We start from the raw sequence: 18172 nt of genomic DNA on the forward strand, positions 1-18172 counted from the left end.
CTCGCGGCGCCGGGTCGGGGCCGGCGCGGGGGCGGTGCCGGCCCCGGGGGTCACAGGTGCCCGCCCGGCGTCTCCACCACCACGTTCGTCGACTTGATCACCGCCACCGCGAGCGCGCCGGGCTCGAGACCGAGGTCGCGCACGGCCTCGCTGCTCATCAGCGACACCACGCGGTGCGGGCCGCACTGCATCTCGACCTGGGCCATCACCGTGTCGGCCAGCACCGAGGTGACCAGGCCGACCATGCGGTTGCGGGCCGAGCGCTGCACCACCGAGGGGTCCGGCGGGGCGGACGCGTGGTCGCGGGCGAACGCGGCGAGCGCGGCGCCGTCGATGACCTTGCGGTTCGACGCGTCCGCCTGCACCGGCAGCGTCCCCGCGTCCACCCAGCGGCGGACGGTGTCGTCGCTGACGCCGAGCAGTCGGGCGGCCTCGGAGATCCTGAAGTGCGGCACCACCCGGATACTATGGTCGCGCCTGCGGTGGTGCCACGCTGGATACCCCGCGGGATGTCGGGATCGCGCGCTGCCGGGTGCCGGGGACCTGTGGTCTGATCGGTGACGTGGACTTCGCACCCAGCGCCGTGGCGGCCGACTACACCGCGCGCATGCGCGCCTTCCTCAACGAGGAGGTCCTCCCGGCCGAGGCCTCCTACGACGCGTTCCGGGCCGAGCGGCGCGGCACCCCGGAGGAGTGGGCCCTGCCCCCGGTGGTCGAGGAGCTGAAGGCGAAGGCCCGCGGGCGTGGCCTGTGGAACCTGTTCCTGCCGGACGTGTCGGGGCTGTCGAACCTGGAGTACGCGCCGGTCGCGGAGGTCTCCGGCTGGTCCCCGGTCATCGCGCCGGAGGTGATCAACTGCCAGGCCCCGGACACCGGGAACATGGAGACGCTGCACCTGTTCGGCACCGACGAGCAGAAGCAGCAGTGGCTGGAGCCGCTGCTCGACGGCGAGATCCGCTCGGCGTTCGCGATGACCGAGCCGGACGTCGCGTCGTCGGACGCCACGAACATCGAGACCCGGATCCGGCGCGACGGCGACGACTACGTCATCGACGGCCGCAAGTGGTGGATCTCCGGTGCCGCGGACGAGCGCTGCCGGATCTTCATCGTCATGGGCAAGACCGCCGACGACAGCGACGACACCGTGTCGACGCACCGCCGGCAGTCGATGATCCTCGTCCCGCGCGACACCCCCGGCCTGACGATCGAGCGGCACCTGCCGACGTTCGGCTTCCAGGACCAGCACGGGCACTCCGAACTGCGCCTCGAGGGCGTGCGGGTGCCGGCGTCGAACCTGCTCGGCGAGGAGGGCGGCGGGTTCGCCATCGCCCAGGCCCGGCTCGGCCCGGGCCGCATCCACCACTGCATGCGGCTGATCGGCATGGCCGAGCGGGCGCTGCACCTGATGACCGAGCGCGCGCAGGCGCGGGTCGCGTTCGGCAAGCCGCTGGCCGAGCAGGGCGTGGTGCGCGAGCAGATCGCGCTGTGCCGGATGGAGATCGAGCAGGCCCGGCTGCTGACGCTCAAGACGGCGTGGCTGATCGACAACCACGGTGCGAAGGGCGCGGCCACCGAGATCGCCGCGATCAAGGTCGTCGTGCCGCGGATGGCGTGCACCGTGATCGACCGGGCGATGCAGGTGCACGGCGGCGCCGCGATGAGCGACGACACCCCGCTGGCCTACTTCTACGCCTGGGCGCGCGCCCTGCGCTTCGCCGACGGACCGGACGAGGTGCACATCCGCTCGGTCGCCCGGCAGGAGCTGAAGGCCCACCGGAAGTAATCGTGTCCCTGTCCTTTCGACTAGGTACACCATGACTAGTTCCGCACCTGCGACGGCGTGACCCCGGCCACGTCCGCGGGTGCGGATCATCGGTCTGAGCTGCGGAAACCCGCCCTGGGCGGGCGCGGGCGACGGCGGTTAGCCTCGGGCCCATGACCACCGAGCTCGGCCTGCCGTCGCTGCGGGGCGGCACGTCCCGGGACCCGGCCCGACCGGCCGACCCCCGTCTCGTCGACGGGTTCGGCCGGGTCGCGACCGACCTGCGGATCTCGCTCACCGACCGCTGCAACCTGCGCTGCACCTACTGCATGCCCGCCGAGGGCCTGGACTGGATGCCGCGCTCGGAGCAGCTGACCGACGACGAGCTGAACCGGCTCATCGCCGTCGCGGTGCGCGACCTCGGCATCGAGGAGCTGCGCTTCACCGGCGGTGAGCCGCTGCTGCGCAAGGGCCTGGAGGAGATCTTCTCCGCGGCGTCGGCGCTGGAGCCCCGCCCGGACATCTCGCTGACGACCAACGGCATCGGGCTCGCCCGCCGCGCCGAGGCCCTCGCGGCCTCCGGGGTGAACCGGCTCAACGTCTCGATGGACACCCTGCGCCCGGAGCGGTTCGCGCAGATCACGCGGCGCGACCGGCTGTCGGACGTCATCGACGGGATGGCCGCCGCACACGCCGCGGGCCTGTCCCCGGTGAAGATCAACGCGGTGCTGCTGCGCGGCGTGAACGACGACGAGGCCGCGGACCTGCTGGAGTTCGCGCTGACCCACGGCTACCAGCTGCGTTTCATCGAGCAGATGCCGCTCGACGCCCAGCACGGCTGGCGCCGCACCGAGATGATCACCGCCGACGAGATCCTCGCGCGGCTCGAGGAGCGCTTCGTGCTCACCCCGTCCGACGAGGACCGCGGCGGTGCGCCCGCCGAGCGGTTCGTGGTGAACGGGGGCCCCGCCACCGTCGGGGTGATCGCCTCGGTGACCCGCCCGTTCTGCGGGGCCTGCGACCGGACCCGCCTCACCGCCGACGGCCAGGTCCGCACCTGCCTGTTCGCCACCGGCGAGACCGACCTGCGCGCCATGCTCCGCGGCGGCGCGACCGACGCCGAGATCGCCGACGTCTGGCGCGACGCGATGTGGGGCAAGAAGGCGGGCCACGGCATCGACGACCCCGGATTCCTGCAGCCCGCGCGCCCCATGAGCGCGATCGGAGGATGAGCATGACCCTGTCGTGCGAGACCAGGACGCTGACCGTCCGCTACTTCGCCGCCGCCAAGGCGGCCGCCGGCACCGGCGAGGAGACCGTCGAGCTCCCCGGCGAGGCGACGGTGGCCGACGCCGTCGCCGCACTCGGCACCGCGCACGGCCCGGAGCTGGAGCAGGTGCTGCTGCGCTGCAGCTTCCTGCTCGACGAGGTGGCGGTGCGCGACCGCTCCGCCGCGGTCGGCGGGGCGGCCACGCTCGACGTGCTCCCGCCGTTCGCCGGCGGCTGAGACCCGGCACGGTCCCCGAGGGATCAGTCCTCGGGGACGGTCGCGACCCGGCCGGTCGGCACCCCACCGGCGCAGCTCAGCGTCACCCGGACGTCCGGGACGTCGTCGCCGTCGAACACGACCTCGGCCGGGCCGATGTCCTTGTCGTCCTCGCGCTCCCAGCCCTGTGCGGGGTTGACCGACACGATCCGCGGGGTCGCGCCGTCGCAGCGGACCAGGACGTTCCCCGCGGCCCCGGCCTGCACCACCGCGGGCGGGGCGGCGGCGGGTGCCGTCGTCGGGACGGGCGCGGGTGCCGGTGGCGCGGCGGTGGCGGCCTGCTGGGCCAGGCGGGCGTCCACCTGCTCGGCGCTGAGCGGCTGCGTCTGCGTGCCCGCGAGGTCGCTGCCGATGCTCCCGACGGCCGTCAGGCCCAGGAGCAGGGCACCGGCGGCCGCGGCGGTCCAGAGCGCGATCTGCAGGACGGGGCGCGTCGGTCGTTCCACGCGCACAGCATGCCCCGGACCCCGGTTAACGGATCCCTAAACGGGACACAAGCGACGGCTGTGCCCCACCGCGGGCGGGGTCGCGGCGGATAGGTTCTCCCTCCGTGGCCCAGATCCTGATCGTCGAGGACGACCCCGGCATCCGCGGTGCGCTCATCCGCGGGCTGACCGAGCGGGGGCACGCCGTCGACTCCGCACCGACCGCGATGGCCGGGCTGGAGCACGCCGTCGGGAAGCGGCCCGACCTCGTGGTGCTCGACCTCGGCCTGCCCGACATGGACGGCACCACCATGCTGCGGATGCTGCGCGGCGCCAGCACGGTGCCGGTGATCGTCGCGACCGCCCGCGACGACGAGACCGAGATCGTCTCCGTGCTCGACGCGGGCGCCGACGACTACCTGGTCAAGCCGTTCGCCGCCGCCCAGCTCGACGCCCGGATCCGGGCGGTGCTGCGCCGGCTCGGCGACGGGGCGGCCGACCCGACGGTCGTCGTCGGCGGGCTGTCGGTGGACCCGCGTTCGCGGCGCGCGGTGCTCGACGGCGCCGAGCTGGAGCTGACGCCGCGCGAGTTCGAACTGCTGCACCACCTCGCCGCCCGCGCCGACCAGGTCGTCAGCAAGCGGGAGCTGGTGACCGAGGTCTGGCAGCAGCCCTACGGCGGCGCCGACAAGACCGTCGACGTGCACCTGTCGTGGCTGCGCCGCAAGCTCGGCGAGACCGCGCAGGCCCCGCGCTACCTGCACTCGGTGCGCGGCGTCGGGGTCCGGCTGTCCGCGCCGTCCGCGACGCCGGGGACCGGGCCGGGCACCGCCTGATGCGACGGCGCATCCTCGTCCTCGTCGGGGCGACCGTGCTGCTGGTGCTGGTCGCGTTCGCGGTCCCGCTCGCGACGCTGATCCGCTCGGTCGCGGAGAGCTCGGCGGTGTCCGCGGCGACCGTCCAGGCCCAGGTGCTGACCCCGGCCGTCGCGGGCGGGGACCGGTCGGTGCTGGTCCCCGCCGTCCAGAACGCCGACGGACGCGACGCCTCCGACGTCTCGGTGTTCCTGCCCGACGGCACCGTGCTCGGCGCGCCCGCACCGCGCAGCCCGGTGGTCCGCCTGGGGCTGCTCGGGACGAGCGCGTCGACCGAGGCGGCCGGCGGGCGCGAGCTGGTGTTCGCGGTGACCGGCGCCACGGGCGGCAACGCCGCGATCCGCGTGTTCGTCCCCGACGCCGAGCTCACCCGCGGGGTGACCCGCTCCTGGCTGCTGCTGGGCGGACTGTCGCTGGTGCTGCTCGCCGGAGGGCTGCTGCTCGCGGACCGGCTGGCCCGCACCCTCGTCGACGCCACCACCGACCTGTCCGGGGTGTCGGAGCGGCTCGCGGCCGGGGACCTGTCCGCGCGCGCCGACCCCGGCGCCCCGGCCGAGCTCGGTGTCGTCGCGGGCGCGCTGAACGGGCTGGCCGGGCGGATCTCGGAGCTGCTGCGCGAGGAGCGGGAGAACGTCGCGGACCTGGCGCACCGGGTCCGCACCCCGCTGACCGCCCTGCGGCTCGACGCCGAGGCCCTGCGCGACCCCGACGAGTCCGCACGGCTGTCGGCCGGGGTCGACGGCGTCCGGCGCGCGGTCACCGGCGCGATCGAGCAGGCCCGGCGACGCGGCGGCACGACCCGCAGCGCGGACGCGGCGGCCGTCGTCCGGGAGCGGGTGGAGTTCTGGCGGGTGCTGGCCGAGGACACCGACCGCTCGGTGACCCTGCACCTGGCCGACGGCCCGCTGCCCGTGGCCTGCGCACCCGGCGACCTGGAGGCGTGTGTGGACGCGCTGCTGGGCAACGTCTTCGCGCACACCCCGGACGGCACGGCCTTCGGCGTGGAGCTGTCGGCCCGGACCGGCGGGGGCGCCCGGGTCGTCGTGCACGACGACGGCCCGGGGCTGCCGCCCGGGACCGACCCCACCTCCCGCGGGGTCAGCGGCGGCGGCTCGACGGGGCTGGGCCTCGACATCGCCCGGCGCACCGCCGACCAGGGCGGCGGTGCGCTGACGGTGCACTCCCCCGCCGGGGGCGGGCTGCGGGTCGAGCTGGAGCTGGGGCCACCGGCGGGCTGAGCCCGGCCGCTCGGGGCCTCCGCCCTCACCGGACCGCGGCGGCCGCGGCCAGCAGGGCGTCGCGCACCGCGGCGCGGTCACCCGCGTGCAGCGCGTCCACCAGCTGTCCGAGGGTCCGCGCGACCGTGCCGCGCCCGGTCGGCGCGGTCACCGTCCATCCCCCGGGCACCGCCCGCACGCGGACCCCGCCACCCGGCCCGGGACCGTCGGCGGCCGGGGCCCGCACCAGCCGGGTCGCCGCCGCGGCGACGGCGGCCCGCCGCCGGGGCCCCGCGACGAGTGCGCCGTCCGGGTCGTGCGGACGCCCGCAGGCCCCGCACATCAGCGGCGCGGGTGCCGGGTGAGGAAGTCCCGGGCGATGCCGTCGAAGGTGGACCAGCGCACCCCGTCGTGGCCGGAGATGTGCTCGATCAGCCGTTCCAGCATGAGCAGCACCTGCGGGCGTCCCGAGACGTCCGGGTGGATCGTGATCGTGAAGACCGCGTAGTCCTGCTCGCGGTACACCCAGTCGAACTGGTCGCGCCACATCTGCTCGATGTCGCGCGGGTTCACGAAGCCGTGCGAGTTCGGGCTGGACTTGATGAACATCATCGGCGGCAGGTCGTCGAGGTACCAGGACGCGGGGATCTCGACCAGGTCGGTCTCCTCCCCGCGGACGAGGGGCTTCATCCACTCGCGGGCGGGCCGGTCGTAGTCGATCGGGGTCCAGGAGTCGCCGACGCGGACGTAGTACGGCTCGAAGTCGCGGTGCATCAGCGAGTGGTCGTAGGTGATGCCGCGTTCGAGGAGCAGCTCGTTGGTGACCCGGGAGAACTCCCACCACGGCGCGACGTAGCCGGTCGGGCGGGCCCCGGCCCGGTCGGTGATCAGCCCGATGCAGTGGTCGAGGATGTCGGACTCCTGCTCCCGGCTCATCGCGATCGGGTTCTCGTGGGAGTAGCCGTGCACACCGATCTCGTGCCCGGCCGCGACGACCGCGTCGAACTGCTCCGGGAACGTCTCGATCGAGTGCCCGGGCCAGAACCAGGTCGACGGCAGGTCGTAGCGGGCGAGCAGCCGGTTCAGCCGCGGGACGCCGACCTCCCCGGCGAACACGCCGCGCGAGATGTCCCCCGGCGAGTCCTCACCGCCGTAGGACCCGAGCCAGCCGCCGACCGCGTCGACGTCGATCCCGAACGCCACGAAGATCTCTTTACCGGCCACGTCCGCACCTCCGCACCCGCGCCGCCCGGTCGGCGGCGACACCCGATGCGACCACGGTCACACCGTCGGCGCAGATCCTGAGGTGGCGTTGGGAACCGCTGATCCGGACCGGGTGGGCCCTCAGGCCGGGGTGAGCCCGTCGCGCCAGTCCGGGTCACCGGCCAGCACCGTGACCCCGACGGCCTCCTGGGCCAGCCGCGCCCCGGCGGCGAACAGGTCACGGACGGGACCGCGCAGCCGGGCGTCGAGCCACTCGACGTCGCTGTGGTCCACCGTTCGCGACGACGCCGGACGCCCGTGCCGCAGCAGCGCCCGGTACAGCCCGGTCGCGGGCCGCACCGGCGGCAGGCCGTGCGCCTCGGCGAGGTCGGAGGCGGCACGTGGGATCCGCAGCCCGGCGGCGTCGAGGTCGCCGAAGTAGCGGACCGCCGCGGGCGGGTCGTCGCGCAGGGCGAGCACCGACGCGGTGAACGCGTTCCCCGCGCCCCAGGCGAGGCCACCGACCGGGCCGGGGTCGGGCGCCAGGGCGCGGCGCAGCGAGTCCAGGGTGTCGGCGTTCCCGACGACGAGCAGCACCGGCCCGTCGCCGGGCAGGCGCTCGCGGTGCAGCGGCGGGACGACCCGGCGGGCCCGCAGGACCTCCGGGGTCAGCCCGCCGGGCAGCGGGCCGTCGAAGGCCTTCTCGTCGCCGGTGATCTCCAGCGCGCGCTCGCGCAGCGGGACCTCGACCGCGCGGGACGCGTGGGCGAACAGCCAGTCGTTGACCTGCAGCAGCACCCGCGACGGCTGCCGCAGGTCCACGGCCCGGGACAGCTCGGGGTGCCACGGGCCCCGGTCCACCCTGGCCTGGCCGGCGTCCGGGCGCGCCCGGAGCAGCCGGACCGAGTTCGGCAGCGGCGGCACCCCGTCGTCGGTCCGGTCGGTCGGCTCCAGCACGCCCGCGGCGGCCAGCTCGGCCAGGGCCCCGGCGAGGTTCCGCCGGGCGTCGACGCTGCCGACCATCGTGGGGTCCGCCTGCAGGAACGCCGCGCGCACCGCCGAGCGTGGGATCCGGGTCCGCCCGGAGGCCGCCAGCAGCTCGGCGAGCCGCTCCGCGACGGGCCCGGGCGGGGTCATCCGGCCGACCCCGCGCCGTCGTCGCCGGTGCCGGCGGCCACCGCGGCCTCGGGGCGCCGGTAGACGCGGGCGGCGGTGATCCGGCCGCCGGGGGCGTCGGCGTCGGGCACCGACCGGGTGACCCGCTCGTCGACGGACAGGTACTTGCGTCCGGCGCGCAGGTCGGCGTCGTTGCGCAGCCGCACGAGCAGCGGGAACGACGACAGCGCGCCCGCGTCGAACAGCCCGGTCGTGTAGACCAGCTGCACGCCGAGGGCCTGCGCGACGCCGAACTGCAGCTCCAGCAGGTACCCCGCCGACGCGCGCCCGATCGGGTTGTCGAGGAACAGCACGCCCGCGTGCGCCCGTCTGCCCTGCCCGCGCTGGTGCGCCCGCAGGGCCGCCATCGTGCAGTACAGGACGATCGCCGCGGTCAGCTGCTGCCCGCCGGAGAACACGTCCTTGATCGCGGAGACGCGCAGCCGCTCGGTGCGCAGCACGGCGTCGGGCTTGAGCATCTCGACCCGGACGCCCTTCGGCATCGCCGCGCGGACCCCGCGCAGCAGCATGGACATGCCGTCGCGCCGGTCCTTCGCCTTACCGCCCGCCATCCCGGTGGCGGTGCGGTCGACGACGGCGCCGAGCTCGTGGCGCAGCGCCGCGTCGGGCAGCTCCTCGAACCGGATCCGCAGGAACTGCTGGCCCGACCAGTCGCCGAGGCCCTCGGGCAGCTGGGACAGCCGCTGCGCGAGGCGCACCGTGCGCAGCGCCTCGCCGACCATCCCGGACAGCCGGGTGACGATCCCGGAGCGGTGCCGCTCGATGTTGCCGAGGTCGTCGTCGAGGGAACGCAGCCGCGGGCGCAGCGCGGCGATCCACTCGGCGGCGAGGCCAGGCATCTCCGACCGGTCGACGCCGCCGATGTGGCGGTGCACCGGGGAGCTCAGGGTCGCGAACCGCGGGTCCTGGGCGAAGCGGGCGACGGCGTCGACCCCCTCGCGGACCTTCTTCTCGGCCCGCGTCCGCTCCCCCGCCGCGTCGCGGACGGCGTTCTGGTGGCGCTTGAGCGCGGCCTGGGCGGCCTCGACGTCACCGTCGAACGGCACCCCGGCCGGCTCGGGCGTCTCGTCCAGCGAGGACACGACCAGCCCGAACCCGCGGGCGAGGTCGGTGGCGGTGCGGTGGGCGTCCTCGGCGTCGGTCCGGGCCCGACGACGGCGTTCCAGGTCCTTGCCCGCCGCGTCCAGGTCGGCCGTGGCGCGGGCGACCAGCTCGCGGCCGTGCTCGGCGTCGCGGGGCGGGTCGTAGGGGTCGATCGGCCGCTCGCCGCCGGTGAACCGCTCCAGCTCGCGGCGGGCGACGGCCAGCTCGGTCGCGGCGTCGGCGCGGCGGCTCTCGGCCTCGTCGTAGGCGGTGCGGGCCTGGTCGGCGGCGGCGCGGCGGCTGGCTGCGTCGGCGCCGTCGGGGGTGTGCAGGAACGCCGTCGCGGCCTCGACGACGGTGCGCGGCAGCCCGTCGACGGCGACCCGCCGCTCCCGCGCGTCGGCCTCGGCCCGCTCCAGCGCACCGTGCAGGTCGGTGTCGACGGAGGCCGAGGCGTAGGCGTCGCGGGCCCGCTGGAACTCCTCGCGCAGCTCGGCCAGCGGCGTCCCGGGGGTCCCCTCCGGCTCCCCGTCCTGCCCGCCGACCTCGTCGGTGGAGACCGGGAGCGCCGCGGCCTCGTCGCGCAGGGTCGTGCCGATGCCGCGCTGCCGGTCGCGCGTCTGCTGGGCGTCGGCGGCCTCGCGACCGGCGCGGTCGGCGGTGGTCCCGGCGGCGTCGGCCTCGTCGCGGGCCCGCGCGGCGTCGGCCTCCCCGGTGCGCATCCGCTCCTCGTGCGTCGCCCGGCGGGCGAGCTCGGTGCGCAGCGCGGCCAGCGCGTCCGCCCGGCGACGGGTGTCCCCGGCGGTGCGCTCCAGGCCGGGCCGGTCGACGGTGAGCCGGTCGGCGCGCTCGTCGAGGTCCTCGACCTCGGCGCGGGTCGCCTCGTGCTCGGCGACGGCGGCGGCCCGGGTGGTCTCCGCGGCCTCGGCGGCGCCGGTCAGGTCGGCGAGGGTGGGACGTCGGTCGCGCAGCGCGGCGAACCGGTCCCGCAGCCTGCGGTCGTCGTCGAGGACGGTCTCCAGCTCGGCGAGCCGGGCGGCGCGCTCGGTGGTCTCGGCGACGAGCCGGACCCGGACCTGCTCGGCGGCCTGTTCGTCGTGCAGGGCCGGGTTGGGCGGCACGACGAAGTCGATCCCGGGCGCCGCGTCGGCGTCGGCGCGCAGCGCGGCGGTGGTGCCGACCGCGACCAGGCAGGCCGGCAGCAGCCGCGCCGCGTCCAGCTCGGCGCGGGCCCGCTCGGCGTCGCGCGCGTCGTTGAGCAGCACCCCGCCCGCCAGGTGCGGCAGCCGCGCCAGCACGGTCTCCCGGTCGGGGGCGGGCAGCTTCGCCAGGTAGCGACGCCCGGACCAGGCGGTGATCCCGGCGGCCTCCAGCGCCGCGAGGACGTCCTCGATCTCCGTCGGGTCGGGCAGCAGGCCGCCGTCACCGAGCGCGGCGAGCGCACGTTCGTCGCGGCGCTGGTCGCCGTGCAGGGTCGTCCGCTCCCGCTCGGCGCCGCGGATCGCGGTGGTCAGGGTGTCGACGACGAGGCCCGCGTCGGTGTCCGGGCGGATCTCGTCGAGCCCGAGCAGCTCCGCGGGCCGGACCTCCCCGGCGAGCGCGACGGCGTCGGCCTCCGCGGCGGAGCGCGCGGCCTCGGCGGTCGCGGCGTCGGCGCGGGCGGCGGCCGCCGCGTCCTGGGCGGCGGTGCGGCGGGCCTCGGCGGCCCGACGCTCCTCGCGGATCGTGGCGGCCGCGGTGTCGGCGTCGGCGAGCGCGGTGGCGCACCGCTCCGCCTCGGTCCGGGCGGCGGCCGCGGAGTCCTCGACGTCGGCGGCGGTCGAGCCCGCCGTCAGGTGCCCGGCGGAGACGGCGGCGGCGACCCGGGTGTCGAGGTCGTCGAGGGCCTCGCGGGCGGTGGTGGCGGCGCTCTCGGCGCGGGCGGCGTCGGCGGTGCGGGTGACCTGCTCGCGACGGGCGGCCGCCGCACGCTCCTCGGCGTCGGCGCGGTGTTCCTCCGCCGCGTCGGCGGCGGCGTCGGCCTCCGCGGCGACCCGGGCCAGCGCGACCGCGAGCGCGCGGGCGGCGTCCTGCCGGGCGGCGAGCGCGGGCCGGGCCTTCTGCTCCTCCTCCTCGACGCGGGCGCGCAGCCGCGCGGCCTCGGCGGCGGCGACGCGGTGCGCCAGGACCGGTTCGACGGCGTCGCGGGCCATCGAGACGGCCGACGCGGCGTCGCGCTCGCGGGTCGCCTCGGCCGCGGTCCGCTCGGCGGCCTCGACGGCGAGCCCCGCGGTGAGTCTGCGCAGCTCACCGACGGTGTCCTGCAGCCGCTCCGCGGCCCGGGCCGCGGACTGCTCGGCCTCGACCGCACCGGTGGCCTCCTCAGCGGCGGTCACCGAGCGGGCCTCCTCGGCGATCCGGCGGGCCGCGATCCGCGACGCGGTCGCCGCCAGCTCGGTGCGCGCGGCGGTCTCGGTGTCGCGGGCGGCGGTCGCGGTGGCCTCGGCGTCGACCATCGGCTCGAGCCGGGACAGCGTGCCGTCGACGAACTCCCGCTCGGTCTCCAGCTCCTCGCGCTGGGCGAGCCGGTCGGCGTAGCCGGCGACGAGCTCGGCGACGTTCTGCGGCTCCGCCGGGTCGAGCACCGCGCGCAGCAGGAAGTCGACGAACGCCTCGTCGGAGGAGAACGAGAACGCCTCGGCGGCCTCGCCCTCGCCGGCGTTCATCGCGCGCTGGTAGCGGAACAGCTCCGGGTCCAGCCCGACGTCGACGAGGTGGCGGGTCCAGTCCCGGTGCCCGGTCTCCCAGGCGAGCTCGGCGTCGGGGTGCTCGCGGTGCGCGGTCTGCAGGCGCTCCCGGAAGGCGGCCAGGGTGACCCGGCGCCCGTCGTGGGTGAACGGCAGGTCGTCGAGGCCCATCCCGGGGACCGGCCGGAAGGAGAACCAGGCGTCGGCCAGCTTCTCCGGGTCGGTGGAGGCGACGTGCCCGCGCCACTCCGACACCTTCCCGGTGACCAGCAGCCGCCCGGTGCCGACGTGCATCCACTCGCAGACGACGTGCGCCACGTCCTCGGCCAGCACGAAGTTCTCCAGCACCGTGGTGCTGGTGGTCCCGACGACCTGGCGCCGCCCGGGCAGCAGCACCGAGAAGATCAGCTTGAGCAGGACGGACTTGCCGCCGCCGTTCTCCAGGAACAGCACCGACGCGGGCGACGGCCGGCGCGGCGTCGTGCGGTCGAGCGCGTCCGGGGCGAACAGGTCCTCCTGGACGGCGACCTTCACCGGGGCCCCGACGCCCCGCAGGTCGAGCGCGACGTCCTGGTAGCGGGCGGCGGTCGGACCGACGGAGAACAGGCGGACGCGGGTCAGCTCATACATCGCGGTCCTCCGTGGGGTGGTCGGTCGGCGGGGTGCTCGACGGGTCGGCGGCGGCCGGATTCGCACGCTCTGCACCCGCGTCGGCAGGGTGACCTTCCTCGGCCGCATCGCCACCCCCGGCGATGCCCTGTGCGAGTTCGCTTACCGGGTAAGCGAACTCTGCGGACGCAGCGTCGTCGACAGAGCCGGTCGGGCCGCCACCCCCGGCACCGTTCCCTGCGACCTCGCCCGCCGGAACGGTGGGCTCATCGGCCGGCCCCACCGCCGGTGCCGGATCGGGCCGCGACGACGGCCCGGCGGCCTCCCCCGAGTCCGACGGGTCGTCGAGGTCCGGGTCGCTCCCCGCCCCGGGCGTGTCCTCCGGACCAGGCCCGTCGACCGAGCCGGAGACGCCGGACGCGCCGGCAGCACCGTCGGGACCGGGCGTGCCGGGAGCACCGGAGCCCGGCGCGTCGAACACGCCGTCGTGCTCGGTCACCAGGGTCCCGGCGGCGGTCGCGGCGGGCAGGACGTTCAGGGCCAGCAGCTCGTCGAAGGCCCGCTGGGCCGCGAGCTCGCGCACCTGCACCTGGTAGCGCGGCGTCGTCCGGTAGGCGCCCTCCGCACCGACCGGGACGAGGAAGCCCTGGTCGGCGAGGAACCGCAGCGCCTTGCCGACGATCCCGCGGGTGGTGGACTCGCCGACGCGGCCGTCCTTGGTCGCGGTGGCCTCCGGGCGGCGCTGCCAGACCCGCCAGACCTCCTCGAGCTGCGGGGCGTCGGACTCGGGGTCGGCGGGACCCGCGGCACGCTCGTTGAGCACCCGGCAGGCCTCGCGGACGGCGCCGTCGACGAGCTCCACCGAGACCCGGCCGACGTAGGAGTCGTCGCCGAGGTCGTCGGGGCGGGGGAAGGCCAGCGCGGCGACGGCGAGGTGCGCGATCCCGTGCAGGACCTTGTCGGCGCCCCGGTTGGCCAGGGCGGTGCGGCGGGCGTACTCGTCCATCCGGATCTCGAACACCGAGCCCTCGGTCGCGGCGAGCACGATGCCCGGGCCGGTGTCGACGGCCAGCACGACCAGGCCCAGACCGGACGCCACGCGCTGCACGGTCGTGCGGAACTCGTCGTCCTCGCGGTAGCGCCGGACCAGATCGGCGTAGTCGGGGTCGCGGCCGGGCAGCGCCTTGGGGCGCATGCCGTAGCCGACCAGGCGGGCCGCGGTCTCGGTGTCACTCATGTCTGCGCCGTCCGTCGGTTCGTCTGTCCGCCCTGCACCCCGGCCCGCGCCAGCAGCAGGTCCGCGCCGCCGAACTCGGGGTCGTCGAGGACCGTCCCGTCGTCGACGGCGACCAGCACCGACGGGTCGCCCTGGGTCCGTGCCGTGGCCACCGCCGTCCCGACGGCGTGCATCGCCCGCAGCGCGACCAGCTGCGGCAGGTCCGCCCCGGCCGCGCGGGCCGCCGCGAGCGCCGCGGACAGCCGCACCGGGTGCTCGACGTCGGCGGGCAGCACCGCGTCGGCGGCCGCCCACGTGTCCACCCCGAACCGCTCGCGCGGCTGCGGTGCCAGCTCCGGCTCGGGCACCTCGGCGCCGAACGGGTCACGGTCGCTCGGCGGTGTCAGCAGCGTCTCGACCAGCCCGCCCAGGCTCGGCACCGACGGGTTCCGCACGCCGGCCCCGGCACCGAAGTAGCCGGTCACCGGGTCGTGCGCCGCCTCGACGGTCAGCGCCAGCGACGGCCGCAGCAGCTGCCCGAACACGTCGACGGCGGCCCGCTTCGGCTTCCCGGAGAACTGCTGGCGGTCCTGCTCGGCGCGGAACGACGCGCCCGCCTCCTGCAACCGCGCCTGCAGCTGGGTGTGCCGCTGGATGCAGTCGTCGACGACGGTCACCAGCTCCGCGGCCTGCCTGCGGCGCCCGGGCTCGGTGGCCTCGTCACGGGCGTCGGCGATGTTCGCCTTGATCATCGTCTCGGCGCGGTAGCGGGACTCGATGTGGGTCAGCGCCTCGTCGAGCAGCTGCGGGACGGCGTCGAGCCAGTCCACCGAGCGGACGTCGCGCCGGGTCGCCTCCAGCTTGCGCCGCAACGACTCCGCGTACTGCACGGTCCGGTAGCGGGCCTGCTCGGCGGCCAGCCGGGCGTCGCCGAGACGACCGCGGACGATCAGCGTCTCCAGCTTCGTCTCGGCCGCCTCCTGGGCCGACTCGACGTCGGTGTCCAACGCCCCGACCAGCACGTTGATCGCCTCGTCCGAGGCGCGCAGGTAGATCCCGCCGTCCGGGGCGGCCACCTCGACGAGCAGCTTGAAGTCGAACCGGCGACGCACGTAGCGGCCGTCGTCGTCGGTCGTGCCGTACTCCACGGCGAACCCGCGGTCGATCGACCCCACGTTGATCAGGTTGTCGATGACCCACTGTGCGACGCGGACATACTCCGACCGCGGCGCCCCCGGCACCTGCGCGCCCACGAACGGCAGCAGCCGCCGGACGACCTCCGCGTGGTCCGCACCGTGGTCGAAGTCCATGGCCAGGGTGACCTGGTCGATCGCCTGCAGGCCGATCTCGGCCATCTGGTAGCCGGTCGCGTCCCAGTCGAGCCGCCCCTTGCGAGCGTCGAGGTCGTGCAGCGGCGCCGTGCAGGCCAGGGCCTTCAGCCGGCGCGCCACTCCCTCGTCCGGGCTGATGGTCGACACCCCGACGACTGTAGTTCGGCCGCTCCGGGCCCTAACGCCGCCTTAGGGCTCACGCAGCGCGACCTTGGGGCGGGCGGCGGCACAGTTCCCACCAGCATCCGGGTCGCACCGACCCGGACCAGCCGGAACCTCTCGGAGGAAGATCACCGTGCGTACCCCGCTCACCGTCGCCGCCGTCGCCGCCACCGGTCTCCTGCTCGTCGGCGGGGGCACCGCCCTCGCACTCGGCGCGGGTGGCGCCCCGGACGAGCTCACCGTCGTCCCGACCGGCGCCGCGATCGCACGCACCGCCGACCTGCTGCCGCCGGAGCTGCCCCGCACCGCCGCGCCCACCGCCGCGGCCACCGCGCCGGCGGCCCCCACCCCCGCCGCGCCCGCGGTCGACCGTGCCGCCGCCGAGCGCGCCGCACTGGCCGCCGCGGGCGGGGGCCGGGTCACGAAGAGCGAGTGGGAGAGCGCCGACCGGGACGACCGCGACGACGACGGCAGCGACGACCGGGACCACTGGGAGGTCGAGGTCCGGAACGGCACCACCGAGCACGACATCGACGTCGACGCCGCCACCGGCCGGGTCCTCGACCACGACGGCGACCACCACGACGGCGACGACCGGGACGACGACTGACGGCGGCGGGGCGCGGGCCGGGCCGGTCAGCCCCGGCCCGCGGTCCCGTCGGCCGCGGCCAGCACCGTCGCCCGCAGCAGCTCCCGCTCCCCGGGTGGGGCCACGGCGTCGAGCAGCTGGTCGAGGGTGTGGCAGAGCGTGTAGTAGCCGCTGAGGAACGACACGGTCCACCCGTCGCCGAACGCGCGCACGTCCACGCCCCGCACCACGTCGTTCACCGCCCGGGCCGCCGCCCGCCGCCGGGGCAGTCCCACCAGACGCACCGCGTCCGGGTCCGGCGCGGACGGCGGACGCGGGGCACGCGGGCGCCCCAGCCACGGGTTCGGCGCGCTCACGGACCCACCAGGAGCGACGAGTACGACGGCCGGTCCGGCGCCGGTTCCGCCGCGAGCAGCGCGTGCGCCACCGCCCGCGCCGTCACCTCCGCCGCAGCCGCCTGCAGCGCGAACACCCCGGCGACGTCCGGCGCGGCCCGGGTGCCCGTGGCCAGCGCGAACGCGCAGTCGCCGTCGCGGATCGTGTGCACCGGCGAGATCGACCGGGCCAGGCCGTCGTGCGCCATCGTCGCCAGCCGGGTGCAGCCGACCTTGTCCAGGGCCGCATCGGTGCCGACGACGACCAGCGTCGTCGCCGTCCCCAGCGGGTTCACGTGCCCCGCGTACAGCTCGGCGAGCCGCTCCGGCGGGGCGAGGACCGGGGCCACCCCGGCGGTGAACTCGCCCGGCAGACCGTGCCGGGCGCCGTACACCTCACCGGTGGCCGGGTCCGCGGCCGCACCGGCGGAGTTGAGCACGACCAGGGCCGCGATCGTCGTCCCGGCGGCAGAGCCCTCGGTGAGCACCGCGGACGCCGACCCGATCCCGCCGCGCAGCCCGCCGGACACCGCGCCGGTGCCCGCCCCGACCGAGCCCTGGACGACCGGGCCGGCGTGCGCGTCGTCGTAGGCGGCCGTGCCGGTCACCGCGGTCGGGCGGGCCCGGGGGTCGCCGCCGCGGCCGAGGTCGAACACCACGGCGGCCGGCACGATCGGCACGACGGCGCCGGGCACCGGGAAGCCCTCGCCGTCGCGCTCCAGCCGGGCCATCACCCCGGAGGCGGCGTCGAGACCGAAGGCGCTGCCCCCGGACAGGGTGACGGCGTGCACCCGCTGGACCGTCGCGACCGGGTCGAGCAGGTCGGTCTCCCGGGTGCCGGGCGCGGCGCCGCGTACGTCCACGCCGGCGACCGCGCCGCCCGGCGGGGCCAGCACGACCGTCGTCCCGCTGCGGGCGCCCGGCCCGCTCACCGCCGCGTGCCCGACCCGCAGGCCCTCGACGTCGGTCAGCCCGTTCCGCTCGCCCGCTCGCACCGCTCCATCCTGCCCCGCAACGCCACGGGCCGGCACCGCGGAACGCGGTACCGGCCCGGAGGGACGTGCGGGGGACTCAGCCCTTCGCGCCGCGCAGACGCCGGATCAGCACGAACAGCAGCACCAGCGCACCCACGCCGCCCAGCACGGGCGCGAGGCGCTTGAGCACCGGGGCACCCGCCGAGTCGAGCAGGTCGATGGCCTCGACCGGGCTGCTCTGCGGCTGGTAGGTGCGCTTCACCGGGGCGGGCGCGGCCTGCTCGCCCGGCGCCGGCGGGACGGCCGGGATCGGGCTGGTCTCGTCGGCCGCGTGCTTCGGGCCCGCGCCGTTGGACGACGCGGCACCGGGGCCGGTCAGCTTGTCCGCGACGCAGTTCGAGAACTGCCCGATGATCTTGTCGGCGACGTCGGAGATGACGCCCCGGCCGAACTGCGCCGGACGACCGGTGACGGTCATGTCGGTGACCATCGTGACCGAGGTCTTGTCGGGACCGTCGGCGACCATCGTGCCGGTCACGATGGCCTTGGCGGTGCCGTTGCCGCGGGCGTCGCGGCCGGACGCGTCGATGACGACCTTGTGGTTGGCGTCGTCACGGTCGATGTAGGTGCCCTTGCCCTTGTAGGTGAGCGAGATCGGGCCGAGCTTGACCTTGACGGTGCCCTGGAACGAGTCGCCCTCGTACTCGGTCAGGGTCGCCCCGGGGAAGCACGGAGCGATGAGCTCCGGGTCGTTGAGCGCCTTCCAGGCGTCCTCGATCGGCGCCGCGATCGTGAACTTGTTCTCCAGCTGCATCTTCTCTGCCAAGCCTCCTCGAACGAACGCCGGCGCCGGTCCCGGGATGTTCTCCGGGAGCCGGCGCCGGCGTCGGTGTGTCTGTCGGGT

The 18172-nt window shown here is 76.2% G+C and carries 16 protein-coding genes and 1 pseudogene; 6 read left to right on the forward strand and 11 right to left on the reverse strand.

The features are described 5' to 3' along the window. Positions 1 to 50 precede the first annotated feature (50 nt). Complete coding sequence (locus KPL60_RS28450) at positions 51 to 455, reverse strand: molybdopterin-binding protein (RefSeq protein ID WP_062398137.1); 405 nt, start codon at positions 453 to 455, stop codon at positions 51 to 53. 107 nt (positions 456 to 562) lie between these two features. Between KPL60_RS28450 and KPL60_RS28455 the strand changes: the two genes are divergently transcribed. The 3 genes from KPL60_RS28455 (at position 563) to KPL60_RS28465 (ending at position 3269) form a co-directional block, all read left to right on the forward strand. Next, positions 563 to 1783, forward strand: a complete 1221-nt coding sequence (locus KPL60_RS28455) for an acyl-CoA dehydrogenase family protein (RefSeq protein ID WP_374228767.1) — start codon at positions 563 to 565, stop codon at positions 1781 to 1783. Between the two features lie 152 nt (positions 1784 to 1935). Next, entirely contained in the window at positions 1936 to 2994 is a 1059-nt protein-coding gene (gene moaA, locus KPL60_RS28460; protein WP_226353970.1) for a GTP 3',8-cyclase MoaA, read from the forward strand. Positions 2995 to 2996: 2 nt separating this feature from the next. After that, on the forward strand, positions 2997 to 3269 hold the full coding sequence (locus tag KPL60_RS28465) for a MoaD/ThiS family protein (RefSeq protein WP_226367717.1): 273 nt from the start codon (positions 2997 to 2999) through the stop codon (positions 3267 to 3269). A 23-nt stretch (positions 3270 to 3292) separates the two neighbouring features. Here KPL60_RS28465 and KPL60_RS28470 read toward each other — a convergent pair whose 3' ends face one another. After that, a complete protein-coding gene (locus KPL60_RS28470) occupies positions 3293 to 3754 on the reverse strand; it encodes a hypothetical protein (protein WP_226367718.1) in 462 nt (153 codons plus the stop codon). Positions 3755 to 3858: 104 nt separating this feature from the next. On the opposite strand from KPL60_RS28470, the gene KPL60_RS28475 reads away from it, so the two are divergent. Next, on the forward strand, positions 3859 to 4569 hold the full coding sequence (locus KPL60_RS28475) for a response regulator transcription factor (RefSeq protein WP_226367719.1): 711 nt from the start codon (positions 3859 to 3861) through the stop codon (positions 4567 to 4569). Then, positions 4569 to 5846: a HAMP domain-containing sensor histidine kinase gene (locus tag KPL60_RS28480; protein WP_226367720.1), complete on the forward strand. Its 1278-nt coding sequence runs from the start codon at positions 4569 to 4571 to the stop codon at positions 5844 to 5846. Before KPL60_RS28475 ends, KPL60_RS28480 begins: the two co-directional genes overlap by 1 nt. A 25-nt stretch (positions 5847 to 5871) precedes the next feature. Here KPL60_RS28480 and KPL60_RS28485 read toward each other — a convergent pair whose 3' ends face one another. From KPL60_RS28485 to KPL60_RS28510, 6 genes and pseudogenes are all read right to left on the reverse strand, one after another. Then, positions 5872 to 6168: a hypothetical protein gene (locus KPL60_RS28485; RefSeq protein ID WP_226353975.1), complete on the reverse strand. Its 297-nt coding sequence runs from the start codon at positions 6166 to 6168 to the stop codon at positions 5872 to 5874. Next, positions 6168 to 7049, reverse strand: coding sequence for a polysaccharide deacetylase (locus KPL60_RS28490; protein ID WP_226353976.1), 882 nt, complete (start codon positions 7047 to 7049; stop codon positions 6168 to 6170). Before KPL60_RS28490 ends, KPL60_RS28485 begins: the two co-directional genes overlap by 1 nt. A 120-nt stretch (positions 7050 to 7169) precedes the next feature. Further along, on the reverse strand, positions 7170 to 8165 hold the full coding sequence (locus KPL60_RS28495; RefSeq protein WP_226367721.1) for a hypothetical protein: 996 nt from the start codon (positions 8163 to 8165) through the stop codon (positions 7170 to 7172). Then, a complete protein-coding gene (locus KPL60_RS28500; RefSeq protein ID WP_226367722.1) occupies positions 8162 to 12643 on the reverse strand; it encodes a hypothetical protein in 4482 nt (1493 codons plus the stop codon). Before KPL60_RS28500 ends, KPL60_RS28495 begins: the two co-directional genes overlap by 4 nt. Positions 12644 to 13121: 478 nt before the next feature. Beyond that, positions 13122 to 13859 (reverse strand): annotated as a pseudogene (locus KPL60_RS28505) (hypothetical protein); the annotation flags it as partial. After that, entirely contained in the window at positions 13856 to 15316 is a 1461-nt protein-coding gene (locus KPL60_RS28510; RefSeq protein ID WP_073576609.1) for a hypothetical protein, read from the reverse strand. The pseudogene KPL60_RS28505 and the gene KPL60_RS28510, both read right to left, overlap by 4 nt. 148 nt (positions 15317 to 15464) lie before the next feature. Here KPL60_RS28510 and KPL60_RS28515 point away from each other — a divergent pair, with 148 nt between their 5' ends. Next, positions 15465 to 15941, forward strand: coding sequence for a PepSY domain-containing protein (locus KPL60_RS28515; protein WP_226367723.1), 477 nt, complete (start codon positions 15465 to 15467; stop codon positions 15939 to 15941). Positions 15942 to 15967: 26 nt separating this feature from the next. Here KPL60_RS28515 and KPL60_RS28520 read toward each other — a convergent pair whose 3' ends face one another. The 3 genes from KPL60_RS28520 to KPL60_RS28530 all read right to left on the reverse strand — a co-directional run bounded on the left by KPL60_RS28520 (position 15968) and on the right by KPL60_RS28530 (position 18094). After that, positions 15968 to 16276: a hypothetical protein gene (locus KPL60_RS28520; RefSeq protein WP_226353979.1), complete on the reverse strand. Its 309-nt coding sequence runs from the start codon at positions 16274 to 16276 to the stop codon at positions 15968 to 15970. Continuing rightward, complete coding sequence (locus KPL60_RS28525) at positions 16273 to 17289, reverse strand: P1 family peptidase (protein WP_226367724.1); 1017 nt, start codon at positions 17287 to 17289, stop codon at positions 16273 to 16275. Before KPL60_RS28525 ends, KPL60_RS28520 begins: the two co-directional genes overlap by 4 nt. 76 nt (positions 17290 to 17365) lie before the next feature. After that, positions 17366 to 18094 carry an SRPBCC family protein gene (locus KPL60_RS28530; protein ID WP_374203811.1) on the reverse strand — a complete coding sequence of 243 codons (729 nt, stop codon included), beginning with the start codon at positions 18092 to 18094 and terminating at the stop codon, positions 17366 to 17368. Positions 18095 to 18172 lie beyond the last annotated feature (78 nt).

Source organism: Pseudonocardia sp. ICBG162 (assembly GCF_020496225.1).
GTDB classification, from domain to species: domain Bacteria; phylum Actinomycetota; class Actinomycetes; order Mycobacteriales; family Pseudonocardiaceae; genus Pseudonocardia; species Pseudonocardia alni.